Source organism: Sporosarcina oncorhynchi (assembly GCF_033304615.1).
GTDB lineage: Bacteria > Bacillota > Bacilli > Bacillales_A > Planococcaceae > Sporosarcina > Sporosarcina oncorhynchi.
In genome coordinates this window covers 3214121-3228207 of the sequence record NZ_CP129118.1, presented here as the reverse complement: position 1 = coordinate 3228207, position 14087 = coordinate 3214121, and the positions used below count along the sequence as shown (strand labels likewise).

Below are 14087 nucleotides of genomic sequence, written 5' to 3'. Positions count from 1 at the left end.
GTCAAACTAAGAGGTGTTTTTATGACAACAGCTACAGTGAAACCAAAACAAAAAAGTACAATGAGCGCGTTAAGTCTTGTCTACTGCGGAATGTTTGCCGCACTCATGATGATTGGTGCGAATATTACATCATTCGTCCCATTCCTTGTCGTAGGAGGCGTACCCATAACTTTGCAGACATTCTTCGCGGTACTTGCAGGCTTGCTGCTCGGAAGTCGGTTAGGGGCGACGGCAATGACTGTCTATCTCGTCGTCGGTCTAGCAGGTGCTCCGGTGTTCGCGAAATTCCAAGGTGGATTCAGTGCAATCTTGCTCCCGACATTCGGATTTATCGTATCTTTCATCCTTGTCGCGTATGTCGTCGGGAAAATTGTTGAAAAGAACGGCAGCTTGCGGAGTTATGTCATTGCTGGACTTGTCGGAATGATTATTAATTACTTAATCGGTACAAACTGGATGTATTTTGCATATAAGTTCTGGGCAGCAGCGCCTGATGCATTCACGTATAAAGTTGCCTGGCTTTGGATGGTTCCGCCATTACCGAAAGATATTTTATTGTCGATATTGGCGGGGATCTTTGGCCACCGGATGTACAAAGTGTTGAAAGTGAGGCGTGTCCGTTGACGATATATGGGGAATGGGCGGATCGTGTGCTTGCAGGAGATCAGTTAACGGATGAGGAAGGGCTCGCTATTTTAAACAGCCCCGACGAGGATTTGCTACAACTACTGCATGCATCCTACAAAATCCGTAACCATTACTTTGGCAATAAAGTGAAGCTTAATATGATCATCAATACAAAATCGGGTTTGTGTCCTGAAAACTGTGGCTATTGTGCGCAGTCAATCGTTTCGAAAGCGCCGATTGAAAAGTACGCGATGATGAAACAGGAAGAGATTGTAGCGGGTGCAGAACGTGCCGCATCCGTGAATGCCGGTACTTATTGTATCGTCGCGAGCGGTCGCGGCCCCGTTAACCGTGAACTCGAGATCGTCATCGATTCTGTGAAGGCGATCAAGGCGAAACATCAAGATATGACGGTGTGTGCATGTCTTGGTATTTTAAAACCTGAGCAAGCCAAACGTTTAAAAGAAGCAGGTGTCGACCGTTATAACCACAACATCAACACATCTGCTGCACACCATGAAAGTATTACAACGTCACACACATACGATGACCGTGTGAATACAGTTAACCATGCGAAAGAAGCAGGCATCTCGCCCTGTTCGGGAGTCATTATTGGCATGCGCGAAACGAAGGAAGACATCATTGCAATGGCGCGAAGCCTTCATGCGATGGATGCCGATTCAATCCCCGTTAATTTCTTGCATGCGGTGGATGGGACGCCGCTTGGAGGAACGGACGAATTGACGCCGCTCTATTGCTTGAAAGTATTATGCCTGTTCCGCTATATCAACCCGACGAAGGAAATCCGGATTTCGGGTGGGCGTGAAGTGAATTTGCGATCTCTTCAACCCCTCGGCTTATACCCTGCAAACTCGATCTTCATCGGTGATTATTTGACGACGTCGGGGCAGGAAGGTGACCGTGACCGTCAAATGCTCGAGGACATGGGTTTTGAAATCGATTTGGAACCGCTGGCGAATAAGGAAGTTGCCGTCAACTGATGAGCTTACTCTAACAATCAAAAACTGTGTGCTAGAAGGGTGCCTCCTCTTGCATACAGTTTTTTGTTTTAGAATGAAACGGATCGTCCACTCATACGTATACTTACATATAAGCAAAATCCTTAACAGAAAAGAGTTGTGCCTATGATTAATTTACTATTATTTTCAATTGTTGCGGGTATCGTATCTGCAATTATCATTGTCCCTATCACATTAGTATCGAAGGAAACAGAAAAGCCTGCATTCAACCGGGTTTCAGCGTTAGCGGCTACAACAATTCTTATTGCTGCCGTCACATTCGGGGTGTATTACGTGACAAATCTCGACCGGAACTGGACGTCAGCATGGGCCCTATTCCTTGTTGTAACGATAGCAGGCGTGCTATTTGCAACGGGGAAAGAACGTACAGTGAAAGTAGTTCTGTCGCTAGTTGCATTAGTAGGGAGTGCCTTCATCCTCAGTGCACCACTTTTTAATGCGGACAAAAAATACAGTGCTGTCGAGATGGAACAGCAAGTGGAAATCAAAGCGTTTGACGAAACAAAGACGCCTGCAAGCGTGCCACCAAAATTTGCGCGGAATAAAATGAAAAAAGCATTTGGGCAAGTGCCAAACACAAGTTATTATGAGCTTGGCCATTTACAGATTCAGAAAGTGAATGACAAATTTGTTTATATCGCACCTGTTGAGTTTTCGGGTTTATTTAAATGGTGGAACGGTAAGACGACACCTGGATATTTCACGATGAGTGCAACAGACTCTGCAGATAACCCGAAATTCGTAAAGACGGAAATGGCCTATACGCCGTCCTCGTTCTTTCATAAGCAAGTGGAACGCCATATGCGTATGGAATACCCTGACCTGATCTTTTACGGTGATGTGCAATTGGAAATCGATGATGATGGACATCCGCATTACATCCGTTCGTACGGTAAATTCATTACAGCACGGAATGGTTTCGACGTCCAAGGGATTGTCATGGTCGATCCTGAAACAGGGAAGACCGATCATTTCGCTATCGCGGACATTCCTGAGTACATCGATGGTGCCGTTTCTCCTGAAGCGGTCAGTTTGCAAAACAGCTACTTCGGAAATTATATTCATGGATTCTGGAATTCGATTGTCGGGAAAAAAGATGTGAAACTGCCTTCCGATGAAGGAACGGAAGCAAATGTCAGCCCTGTATTCGATGAAAACGGGCATATGTATTATTTCACTGATTTTACAAGTCCGAAAGAAGAGGTCGACTCGATGCTCGGCTATGCATTAACAGACGGACGCACGGGAGAAGCGACGTATTATACAGGTAACTTAGAAGAGTCGTACATGGATTCCCAAGGAACCCTTCAAATTATTGAGAAGAAATTCATTGAGAAGAAATGGTCCGGTGAAATGCCTGTACTTTACAATTTCTATGGCGAAGCTAGCTGGTTGACCCCAGTGTTAGACTCAAACGGCTTCCTGCAGAACTACTTCATCGTCTCGGCAGCAAACCCGGAAATCTCTGTCTTTGCGAACTCACCGAACGAAGCCCTCCGACTGTATAAAACTGCCTTACAACGCGGCGGGAGCACAGTCGACGGTAGTTCTGATGCCACAGAAGAGAAGACCGTTGCGACTGTCGTGAGAGTTTATAAAGAACGCGCGGGTGACTTTACGATCGTCTCGATTCTTGCAGAAGACGGAAAGAACTATATCGTCTCGACAGAAGCGGTCCCGCTCGCCATTTATATCGAAGAAGGCGACAGACTATCCATCACGTACTTAGCAACTGGCGAACTGTTCTTGCCGGTGAAGGAACTGAAGAATAGTACGATTGAATAAGAAGAAGGGTGCCCCCTGTGAGGAGCACCCTTCTTTCATTTATTCAAAAATAGTTCACCTTGAGGTCCTAGAGGAATGCCAAGCAAGTACCAAACAGCGAATAGTATAATCCACATAATAGCAAACGCAATTGAATAGGGAAGTAGAGAGGTCATTAAAGTCCCGATTCCCATTTTCGGATCGTACTTTTTCGCGAATGTCAAAACGATGGCGAAGTATGCCAGCATAGGTGTAATCGGATTTGTAATGGAATCCCCAATTCGATAAGCCGCTTGTGTCAATGCTGGACTATAGCCCATGATCATGAACATCGGAACGAAAACGGGTGCGAGAATGGCCCATTTGGCAGACGAACTGGCCACTAGAAAATTGATGAGAGCAGCAACGACGATGAATCCGATAAAGAGCGGCAGCCCTTTTAACCCTAATGCTTCAAGCGTTTCCGCACCTTTAATGGCGACGATAGGTCCTAGATTGCTCCAATTAAAGTACGCAATCATCTGTGCGGCGACAAAAGCAATCACAATATACATCCCCATACCAGACATAGCTTTCGCCAAATGATCTGCGAAGTCTTTTGAGTTATTGACGGTTTTAACAATTTTTCCATAGATAATAGAAGGAACAAGGAATAAAATCATCATTAACGGTACAAGGCTGTCCATCAACGGTGAAGTCGTCAAACCACCTGTTTCCGGATGGCGTAATAATGCGTTTGCAGGGAGCGAAAGAACTAAAACAGTCCCGATGATGAGCGCTACTGATAAGGCAGCCCATAAAAGACCCTTCTTTTCGACAGCTGAAACGTCCTCTAATTTTTCGGTGATCCCATGATACTTTCCAAGTCTAGGTTCAACAATTTTCGTCGTAACGAACACGGCGACAGGTACTAAAACTAACGCTGATACGGCTAGAAAATAGTAGTTCATCCCTGGATTTCCCGAGTAGGTCGGATCATACACATGCGCGCCAATTTCCGTGAACCCATACACAAGCGGATCCAATACATTTATGATGAGGTTCGCTGAAAATCCGCCAGCAACAGATGCATAAGCAGCGGCAAGCCCGGCAATCGGGTGTCTCCCGAGTGCAATGAAAATCATTGCGACAATTGGCGGTAAAACGACCATTGCTGCATCAGCAGTGGCATTCCCTAAAATGGCGACAAGGACGATTGTAGGTAAGATAATCTTTTTAGGAGCATTCAATATGGTCGTCTTCATGACAGTAGCAATTAAACCGGTAGACTCTGCAAGTCCTACCCCTAACATGACGACTAAGACGAGTCCAAGAGGCGGGAAACTGGTAAAGTTCTTTACCAAATTCGTCAAGATCATAATTAAACCTTCACCATTTAGTAAATTGACGACCTTAATCTCATCGCCTGTTCCAGGGTTAACTGCCGTCGTTCCAAGTGCCCCAAATATAGCAGAACATACTAAAATAAGACCGGCGATATAAACGAATAACATGACGGGATCTGGTAATTTGTTTCCGTACTTCTCGATAAAATCTAGAAATTTGTTAAAAAACCCTTTTTTCGTTGTCTCAGCGTCCACTCTTTCTCTCCCCCTTTATATAGATTTCATATTCCTCTAGCGTATTAAAATCTATTGTTCATTATGCTATGTATTCAGATAAATAGAGAGGCGATTTAACTAGGTAAGGGTTCTATTAGGAGGATTTTAATAAACTGTTGCCTTGCACTCCAGACGATACGTTTTGCTGTATTTTTATCTTCTTTGCAAAAATGAAGGCATCACTGTAGGGTCCCTAAGCAAGGCAAAGATATGCTAGAAAAAACTAACGTTTTGTCTCTCAAAAGCCGTTCTTCGTTACGGCTTTCACTCCAAGCAACGGAGAGTAGTATTTATAACAGAATTTGAATCATCTCATTGCAAGTATGGAACCATTCATTACCTCGCTCCGTCCTAATTAATAAGAATTTTCAGTGAGGAAGGGGGGGATAATTATGTGGTTGGTATTGGGTATTATCGCAATAATAGCGACTTGTATAAATCTAATTATGTATGGAACAGGAAAAGACTATAAATTAGCAATGGCAATGGGATTATCATTTACAGCACTAACACTTGTTGCAGGATACAGTATGGTGTCTGATTGGGTAGAGGTGAAAGATTGGTCTGCATTATTAGATGTTGTACCTACGATGGAAATAGCTTTATGGGTTTTAACGGTTATATCGATTTCATTAAACATAACGCCTATACTCTTAGAGTTAAAAAGCAAAAGAAACTAAACTGTTAATATATATTAACGCGAATGAGGGCAATGAAAGAACAAAGCTTGTGCTTCAAACGGGCCATTTTGAAGAAAAGGAGAAGGAGGTAATCAAGATTGTATATAGATTTTTATGGCGGTTTTAATTTTATTTTTATATCTTTCTTAATATGGTGGATTGCTTTGTTAGCGTTTCAAAGAATAATGTACCGTTCTCATGAAAAAAGATCTTGGACGAGAGATATCATTGTGACGTTCTTTCAAAGTTTATTTGTTGTAGTTTTCCTTCCTATCATTGCTTATTTTGTAAAGCCTTAATATCTCAATTAGACCAAATGTCTATAGCATATTCTAGTTGATTGGAGTGCAAGCCTTCGACTCCGGGAGGATTAGCGTGTGCCTTGAGACCCTGGACGTAGCGAAGCGAAGGAAGCGGCTCAAGCCACGCCCTCCGGAAAGCGTAAGGCTGGAACGTAGTCAACGTTTGTAAGATTATATTATGTCTAGTAATTCTAAACTTTGTACAACATAAGGGCGCGATTGCTTAAAAAGTGATTGCGTCCAGATCGCGTAAACGGACCAATTAAAAAATCATTCACAGTTATGGGTTAGAAACAGAGAAAGATTCTGTACTGTGCAAAGAAGCGGTAAGGATTAAATCGTTTTTGAATTCGTATGAAGGAGAAAAAAATGAGATTAGAAGAAATCGTAGGTATAGTTAGAGAATATTTTTCTTTGGCATTATTAGCTGTAATTACTTTAGGGATAATATTGATTCTAATATATTTCATTGTTTATAAAACCATTTTAAAAGGGAAGAAAAGTGTTTCAAAGAAGAGGCTACTTCTGCTAGTGATGTTTAGTGGCTATGTGATAATGGTTGTTGGTGTGACTTTTTTAAACAGGGGACCTACCTATAATGCTGGAATGGACTTTTCCTTATTTTCATCATACCGTGAAACTTGGAATAGTTTTAGTGTTAGACATTGGCAATTCATATATTTAAATATATTTATGTTCGTTCCTTTCGGTATTCTTTTCCCATTATTACAACCACGTTTTCGAAAAGCTATATGGACAATTGGAGTAGCGGGCTTATGTACACTTTCCATTGAAAGCGTTCAATTAATAACGGGATACGGTAATTTTGTAGTTGACGATTTATTCAATAATTTATTGGGGGCAATCATTGGATATGGTATCACTATGGGTTTTATCACCATAAAAGAGAAAGGAATAAAACCATCATTTTTCTATTTCTCGCCATTACTACTAGTGATAATCTTATCTATAAGTGTGTTTACATATTATCATTTGAAGGAATTTGGAAACCTCTCCATTGTGGCAAACAATAAAGTGAATATGAAGGAAGTCACTCTTACTTCTGATGTTGAGTTCAATGCTAAGAAAGCAACTATTCCAATTTATAAGGCACCAAGTTATACAAAAGCTGAGGCAGATGCATTTGCTGAAACATTTTATAAAAGGATGGATGTGGATGCAGCAGATATAGAAGATATATCTTATCCAGATCAAGGAATATATCGGAGTAGTGGAGAGAAATCATATGATTTATGGTTCCAATTCTTAGATGGAGGTTATAGTTTTACAGACTTTTCAAGCCACGATGAGGGCATAGTGCCTAAAGACACAGATGAAGAATCCTTAAAGGAATCTTTATTGAAATTTGGTGTAGATATACAAAAGGACTTCTATTTTCAAAGAGTCGATACTGGTTCGTATGAGTGGATAATAGATAAAAAAGTTAGTGGAAATCAGCTAATAGACGGTTCTTTAACGGCAACATATTATAATGATCATACAGTGAAGCAGATTGAGAATCAGTTAATTACCTACGACAAGATAAAGGATGTTCAAATAAAGAGCGAACAAGAAGCATTTGGAGAAATCTTGGAAGGGAATTTTCAGATCCTTTCCGAAAACAATAGAATTGATACCTTACAAGTTCATAAAGTACGAGTAAGCTACTATTTAGATTCCAAGGGATACTTTCAACCTGTTTATGCATTTCAAAGTACATTAGATGGTTCGAATATGACTATATTAGTTCCAGCAATATAAAAAGGTTTTATCATTGTGTATATCAATATTCTACAAAAGGGCGCGATTGTGAAGTACCGCACTCTTAGTTGATTGGAGTGCAAGCCTTCGACTCCGGGAGGATTAGCGAAAGTCGTAACGTAGAACGGCTTTTGCGAGATAAAGCGATAGCTTTTCGAGCATATCTTTGCACTCGCCTTGAGACCCTGGAATTATGCCTTAATTTCTGAAGTGCACAGAAATACGGCAAAGCGAACTCTTCGTTGTTCGCTTGGCTCAAGCCACGCCCTCCGGAAAGCGTAAGGCTGGAACGTAGATCAACGTTTGTAAGACTATATTATGTCTTGTAATACTAAAGACTTTGTACAACATAAGGGTACGATTGTTATGTATTACACTCTTAGTTAATCGGAGTAGAAACCGACGAAATTAGCGATGCGCTCCTAAAGCTTCGCTTCAGTCGCAAAAGCCATTCTTCGTTACGGCTTTTCCAGCTGAAATGCAAATCAGTGGTGTACTATCTCCATCCATTGTTCTGCAGTACATAAATGCAAAACAGGCAGCCCCCAAAACTACGGGAGTTGCCTGATTTCACTTCTCTATTATTTACTAACCATAAAGGCTTCGAGGATATTCTCTTTGTCTTCCTTATCGAAAAACAACACTTTATCAGTCGGGTCGTATTGATCGCCGTAAAATGTCTCATCCTTATACGTATGGATTTCTTCATATGTTGTCTTCATCGCTTCATAAACGGATTGTTCATCCGCATCCGTCGGTGACCAAAACAGAATTTCCATCTCATTATGCTCACCCGTCGCAAGCGATCTGCGACGATAACCAATCTTGCTGGCATGGCGGAAATGTTCGCGCGCGTAGAACTTCAATCGCTTCTCGCTATCCGTATCTTCGTAATCGAGCGGTTCCACTTCTAAAATAATTGGCTTACCTTTCGCTTTCAATGAATCCAAAAGCTTTCGTCCAAGTCCAGCACCACGTGATTCCGCTGAAACAAACAAATAATCGATGAAGACGAATGTTTCCGTTTCAACTAACATCAGGACATGATGGGGGCCTTCTTCTTTCAAATAGACATTCTTCTTGTCTTTGAGAAGTGCATCCATATGCTCTTTCGATTTCATTTCTTCAATCGGGAAATACTCACTAAGTTTGTCGTACCAGTTCATGTTGAAAATCTCCTCCGTAGGTATGGGTGTACCGGGAGCTTTTTGTTGGGGATCGTGAAGAGAGTGAATCCAAAAGGACAGATTGCTCGATGCGGAGAAATACGGTTGTTTGCCCCAACCGGTTCCATCCATCCTTTTGAACGCGACTCCGTGAAGAGGAAAAAAGAGGTCAGAAAAAAATCCTCAACTATATGTATACCCGTATAAAAACAATCTAAACCTTAAAGTTGGATATTGCGTTTTAATTGCATCGAGGATGTTTTGTCATGTACAATTAAGTCAAAGATAGTCAAAGTCAATGACTTATCACCCTAGAGAAAGAGGTGAGACCATGCGAAACATTTCTGACATTATAGAAGGATATTTGAAGGCGATTATCGAAAAGGAAGATAACGGCACAATCGAAATCAAACGTAGTGAAGTGGCCGAGAAATTTCAGTGTGTTCCTTCGCAAATCAACTACGTCATCAATACCCGTTTCACAGTTGAACGCGGCTACGCGGTCGAATCGAAACGGGGAGGCGGCGGGTATATCCGTATTTACCGGGTCCAGTCGAATTCCCATAAAGAACTGATTGAACATATTATTGCGGGTATCCAGCAAGGGGCGACAAACACGATGGCAGAGGATATCGTGTTCAGATTGTTGGAAGAAGAAGCGATTACGGAGCGCGAGGCGGGCATCATTTTGGCAGCTGTCGATCGTACTACACTTCCTTATCCATTGCCGGACCGCGATGTCATGCGGGCGCGGATTTTGCAGGCGATTTTCATGACACTCCTATACAAGGAAATTGAATAGAATTCCATAACGACGAGGTGATAGATGATGGTTTGCGATAATTGCAAAGAACGACAGGCTTCCGTAATTTTTACACAGGAAAACGAAGGTGTGACGACAGAACGGCATTTATGTGAGAAATGTGCGTTTCAATCCCAGATGTTCCATTTGGATCCAAGCCAGGAACCGTTGTCGATCCAACAATTCCTATCGCATTGGTTCGGTGGGGTTGAATCCATGCAACCTTTCCAACAAACCCAAGAAGGCATACCGGACGGACCGACATGCCCTGACTGTGGACTGACATTTAAGAAATTCCTTGATATCGGTAAATTTGGTTGTCCGACTTGTTACAGTACATTCAAAGAGCGTTTGCCTAGGATTTTCAGCAAGCTCCATAACGGACATACAACACATGTCGGTAAAATACCTGTTTCATTTAACGAGCTATTTGCAGTAAAAAAGAAGATTGAAGAAATCCGTGCACAAATGCAACAAGCAATCGATGCGGAACGTTTCGAAGACGCTGCATTGCTTCGTGATGAAGCAAAAGCATTGAAACAGCGTTTGGCGGCTTGCCAAGATGGAGGTGGAGACAACGATGTCAATTGATAAATTCATGAAAGGATCAGTGGCCGGATGGATGAAATCAAGCGGTGAACACGCGGATATTGTCATGTCCACCCGTATTAGGCTGGCCCGCAATCTAAGGGGGCATCTGTTCCCAATTGCGTCTAATCCAGAGGATGCAAAAAAAGTCGATGAATCGGTTACAAATGCATTGCTTAATTCTGGAGAAAAAGGGTATGAATATATGAGGATGTCCGAAGTTCCGTTGCTTGACCGGCAAATTCTTGTGGAGAAACATCTCGTTAGTCCACAATTAACTGACCCGAAACGTAATGGAGCTGTCATTCTTTCAGCAGATGAAACAATTAGTCTGATGATTAATGAAGAAGATCATATTCGTATTCAGTGCATCTATCCTGGTTTCCAATTGGAAAACGCTTATGAGCACGCGGACTCAGTCGATAATGAGCTGGAAGACAGGTTGCCCTATGCATTCGATGAAGAGTTCGGCTACTTGACGAGTTGTCCATCGAATACGGGCACGGGTTTGCGTGCATCCGTCATGATGCATTTGCCGGCGTTAACAATCACGAAACAAATCGACCGCATTATTCCAGCCATCACACGGCTTGGAATGGTCGTTAGAGGAAGCTATGGAGAAGGCAGCGAAGCACTTGGCAATATCTATCAGATTTCTAACCAGACAACATTGGGCAAGGCGGAAAAAGAAATTTTGGCCGATTTGAAAAATGTCGCGTTGCGTCTCATTGCACACGAAAGAAGATCGCGTGAAGTGTTACTATCAAAATCCAGAGTGGCGCTTGAGAACAAGTTATTCCGGTCACTCGGCATCATCAAGTATGCGAGATTGCTTCCTACAGGCGAAGCAGCCCGCTGTCTATCGGATGTCAGACTTGGCATAGACTTAGATATCATCAAAGATATCGACATGTCCATTTTAAATGAACTGATGATTTTCATGCAACCCGGTTACTTGCAACACTATGCTAAAACCGATTTGACGGCTGAAGAACGGGATATTTTCCGGGCAGACTTGTTTAGGGAACGGTTACGCGTGAAGCATGTGGAAAAAGAAGATACGGAGGAGTGAGCAAGTTTTTTGCGCTGTGCTCTCCTTTTTATTATACTTAAGTCAAAGATAGTCAAAGTCAATTTGTTTGTGAGGGGTTGCTAGCTACCCCGTTTGAATAAAGTAAAGAGATTAGTATTCCACGCTTTCGGGGGTGGAGAATAGACTAGACGTTAAATAGAAGGAGTGGAATGTATATGATGTTCAATCGTTTTACACAACGTGCACAAAAAGTTTTGCAATTAGCACAAGAAGAAGCGATACGTCTGAAGCATGAATCGATCGGTACAGAACACATCTTGCTTGGACTCATACGTGAAGGTGGCGGGATTGCAGCGAAGGCTTTAGAAGCGATCGATGTCAGTTTCGATACAATTGAAAAAGGTGTGGAAAGCCTTGTCGGTTCAGGGACGAAAGAGGTTGGCCCCATTGTTCATTATACGCCGAGAGCGAAAAAGGTCATCGAGCTATCTGTCGATGAATCGCGTAAATTGGGTCATTCTTATATAGGTACAGAGCATATTCTGTTAGCTTTGATTCGAGAAGGAGAAGGCGTTGCAGCTCGCGTATTGAACAATGCAGGCGTAAGTTTGAACCGCGCTAGACAACAAGTGCTTCAGTTGCTAGGCAGCAATGACGCATCAATCGGTTCAACGGGTACTTCATCATCTGCTTCAACACCTACACTTGATAGTCTTGCCCGCGATTTGACTGAAGTTGCGCGCGAAGGCTCACTCGATCCGGTCATCGGTAGAGGCAAAGAAATTACGAGAGTGATCGAAGTGCTGGCACGACGTACGAAGAACAACCCGGTATTGATTGGTGAGCCGGGAGTCGGTAAAACTGCTGTGGCAGAAGGGTTAGCGCTTCAAATCGTTAATAACGAAGTGCCTGAAATCCTACGTGACAAGCGAGTCATGACGTTGGATATGGGAACAGTTGTCGCGGGTACGAAATACCGTGGTGAATTTGAAGATCGTATGAAGAAAGTGATGGAAGAAATCCGTCAAGCGGGTAATATCATTCTCTTCATTGATGAGTTGCATACATTGATCGGAGCAGGAGGAGCGGAAGGTGCAATCGATGCATCGAACATCTTGAAACCGTCCCTTGCCCGTGGCGAATTGCAATGTATCGGTGCAACAACGCTTGATGAATACCGTAAATATATCGAAAAAGATGCGGCGTTAGAACGACGTTTCCAACCAATCCAAGTTGACGAACCTTCTGTGGATGAAACAATTTTAATCATCAGGGGCTTACGCGACCGTTACGAAGCACATCACCGTGTGAAAATTACAGATGAAGCGATTGATGCGGCAGCAAAAATGTCCGATCGATATATATCTGATAGATTCCTGCCGGATAAGGCGATTGACTTGATTGACGAAGCGGGTTCGAAAGTTCGTTTACGCTCGTATACAACGCCGCCGAATCTGAAGGAACTCGAAGCAAAACTGGAAGCGATACGCCATGAAAAGAATGCCGCGGTGCAAAGCCAGGAATTCGAAAAGGCGGCATCTTTCCGGGATAAAGAGCAGAAGATGAAAGAAGAACTTGAAACGACGAAGACAGCATGGAAAGAAAAGCAAGGCAAGAAGGAATCCGAAGTGACAGTCAATGACATTGCTGAAGTCGTGGCGATGTGGACGGGTGTTCCGGTTTCAAAAATTGCTGAAACTGAATCCGCAAAACTGTTGAATATGGAAGAATTATTGCATGAGCGTGTGATCGGTCAAAGTGAAGCAGTAACGGCCATTTCGCGAGCGATTCGAAGAGCGCGTGCTGGATTGAAAGATCCGAAACGCCCAATTGGTTCATTCATTTTCCTTGGACCTACAGGTGTCGGGAAAACAGAATTGGCAAGAGCACTTGCTGAAGCAATGTTCGGTGATGAAGATGCAATGATTCGAATCGACATGTCCGAGTATATGGAGAAGCACGCAACATCAAGGCTCGTCGGCTCACCTCCAGGATATGTAGGATATGAAGAAGGCGGTCAATTGACTGAAAAAGTTCGACGCAAGCCGTATTCAGTTGTCTTGTTGGATGAAATTGAGAAAGCACATCCGGATGTTTTCAACATTCTCTTGCAAGTACTTGAGGATGGCAGATTGACGGACTCGAAAGGACGTACCGTTGATTTCCGTAACACGGTCGTCATTATGACGTCTAACGTTGGTGCTGAAGCATTGAAACAAAACCGTTATGTAGGATTCAATCTGCAAGACGGCAAAAAAGATTACGAAGGCATGAAGTCCAGTATGCTGGATTCATTGAAAAAAGCATTCCGTCCTGAATTCCTAAACCGTGTAGATGAAATGATTGTCTTCCACTCACTAGAGAAAGATCATCTGCAAAAGATCGTTTCGCTTATGTCTAATGAATTGACGAAGCGTTTGGCGGAACAGGAGATTACACTTGATTTGACAGAAGCCGCGATGCTGAAAATCGCGGATGAAGGATACGATCCTGAATATGGAGCGCGTCCGTTACGTCGTGCATTGCAGAAACATGTTGAAGACCGCTTATCGGAAGAACTGTTAAAAGGAACTGTCCTAACAGGCGGTACAGTTGTTGTCGACGTGGAAAATGACGAATTTGTTGTAAAGACGGAACGCGAAGCAGTAACGGAAAATCAATAAAAAGAGGGTCCTTCCGTAGAGTTCGCTAATCTACGGAATTGGACCGTCTTTTTTTCATAT

General features: G+C 42.8%; 11 protein-coding genes. 9 read left to right on the top strand and 2 right to left on the bottom strand.

The genetic code is table 11. The annotated features are described in order from the left end of the window. Positions 1–21: 21 nt before the first annotated feature. The 3 genes from QWT69_RS15980 to QWT69_RS15970 all read left to right on the top strand — a co-directional run bounded on the left by QWT69_RS15980 (position 22) and on the right by QWT69_RS15970 (position 3452). Positions 22–624 carry a biotin transporter BioY gene (locus tag QWT69_RS15980; RefSeq protein ID WP_431312297.1) on the top strand — a complete coding sequence of 201 codons (603 nt, stop codon included), beginning with the start codon at positions 22–24 and terminating at the stop codon, positions 622–624. Beyond that, entirely contained in the window at positions 621–1628 is a 1008-nt protein-coding gene (bioB, locus tag QWT69_RS15975; RefSeq protein ID WP_317967338.1) for a biotin synthase BioB, read from the top strand. The genes QWT69_RS15980 and bioB overlap by 4 nt, the downstream gene beginning before the upstream one ends. A gap of 144 nt (positions 1629–1772) precedes the next feature. Next, positions 1773–3452 carry a hypothetical protein gene (locus tag QWT69_RS15970; RefSeq protein WP_317967336.1) on the top strand — a complete coding sequence of 560 codons (1680 nt, stop codon included), beginning with the start codon at positions 1773–1775 and terminating at the stop codon, positions 3450–3452. A 35-nt stretch (positions 3453–3487) separates the two neighbouring features. Here QWT69_RS15970 and QWT69_RS15965 read toward each other — a convergent pair whose 3' ends face one another. Beyond that, complete coding sequence (locus tag QWT69_RS15965) at positions 3488–5011, bottom strand: AbgT family transporter (RefSeq protein WP_317967335.1); 1524 nt, start codon at positions 5009–5011, stop codon at positions 3488–3490. Between the two features lie 413 nt (positions 5012–5424). Here QWT69_RS15965 and QWT69_RS15960 point away from each other — a divergent pair, with 413 nt between their 5' ends. After that, positions 5425–5712, top strand: coding sequence for a hypothetical protein (locus QWT69_RS15960; RefSeq protein ID WP_317967333.1), 288 nt, complete (start codon positions 5425–5427; stop codon positions 5710–5712). A 671-nt stretch (positions 5713–6383) separates the two neighbouring features. Continuing rightward, the gene (locus QWT69_RS15955) at positions 6384–7775 is read left to right on the top strand and encodes a VanZ family protein (RefSeq protein WP_317967332.1); all 1392 of its coding nucleotides are present in this window, start codon (positions 6384–6386) and stop codon (positions 7773–7775) included. 581 nt (positions 7776–8356) lie between these two features. Here QWT69_RS15955 and QWT69_RS15950 read toward each other — a convergent pair. Then, the gene (locus QWT69_RS15950) at positions 8357–8941 is read right to left on the bottom strand and encodes an N-acetyltransferase (protein ID WP_317967331.1); all 585 of its coding nucleotides are present in this window, start codon (positions 8939–8941) and stop codon (positions 8357–8359) included. Between the two features lie 331 nt (positions 8942–9272). On the opposite strand from QWT69_RS15950, the gene QWT69_RS15945 reads away from it, so the two are divergent. From QWT69_RS15945 to QWT69_RS15930, 4 genes are all read left to right on the top strand, one after another. Then, the gene (locus QWT69_RS15945) at positions 9273–9743 is read left to right on the top strand and encodes a CtsR family transcriptional regulator (protein WP_317967329.1); all 471 of its coding nucleotides are present in this window, start codon (positions 9273–9275) and stop codon (positions 9741–9743) included. Positions 9744–9767: 24 nt separating this feature from the next. Continuing rightward, positions 9768–10334 (top strand): UvrB/UvrC motif-containing protein, encoded by a 567-nt coding sequence (locus QWT69_RS15940; protein WP_317967327.1) that lies wholly within the window; start codon positions 9768–9770, stop codon positions 10332–10334. Beyond that, positions 10324–11403, top strand: a complete 1080-nt coding sequence (gene mcsB / locus QWT69_RS15935) for a protein-arginine kinase McsB (protein ID WP_317967325.1) — start codon at positions 10324–10326, stop codon at positions 11401–11403. The genes QWT69_RS15940 and mcsB overlap by 11 nt, the downstream gene beginning before the upstream one ends. Before the next feature lie 176 nt (positions 11404–11579). Further along, entirely contained in the window at positions 11580–14027 is a 2448-nt protein-coding gene (locus QWT69_RS15930; protein ID WP_317967323.1) for an ATP-dependent Clp protease ATP-binding subunit, read from the top strand. The last annotated feature ends 60 nt before the right edge of the window (positions 14028–14087 follow it).

Bases quoted from the DNA above. Each gene is read 5' to 3' on its own strand.
- QWT69_RS15955 (WP_317967332.1), top strand. From the start codon at position 6,384: ATGAGATTAGAAGAAATCGTAGGTATAGTTAGAGAATATTTTTCTTTG.
- QWT69_RS15950 (WP_317967331.1), bottom strand. From the start codon at position 8,941: ATGAACTGGTACGACAAACTTAGTGAGTATTTCCCGATTGAAGAAATG.
- QWT69_RS15980 (WP_431312297.1), top strand. From the start codon at position 22: ATGACAACAGCTACAGTGAAACCAAAACAAAAAAGTACAATGAGCGCG.
- QWT69_RS15945 (WP_317967329.1), top strand. From the start codon at position 9,273: ATGCGAAACATTTCTGACATTATAGAAGGATATTTGAAGGCGATTATC.
- QWT69_RS15930 (WP_317967323.1), top strand. From the start codon at position 11,580: ATGATGTTCAATCGTTTTACACAACGTGCACAAAAAGTTTTGCAATTA.
- QWT69_RS15940 (WP_317967327.1), top strand. From the start codon at position 9,768: ATGATGGTTTGCGATAATTGCAAAGAACGACAGGCTTCCGTAATTTTT.
- mcsB (WP_317967325.1), top strand. From the start codon at position 10,324: ATGTCAATTGATAAATTCATGAAAGGATCAGTGGCCGGATGGATGAAA.
- QWT69_RS15960 (WP_317967333.1), top strand. From the start codon at position 5,425: ATGTGGTTGGTATTGGGTATTATCGCAATAATAGCGACTTGTATAAAT.
- QWT69_RS15970 (WP_317967336.1), top strand. From the start codon at position 1,773: ATGATTAATTTACTATTATTTTCAATTGTTGCGGGTATCGTATCTGCA.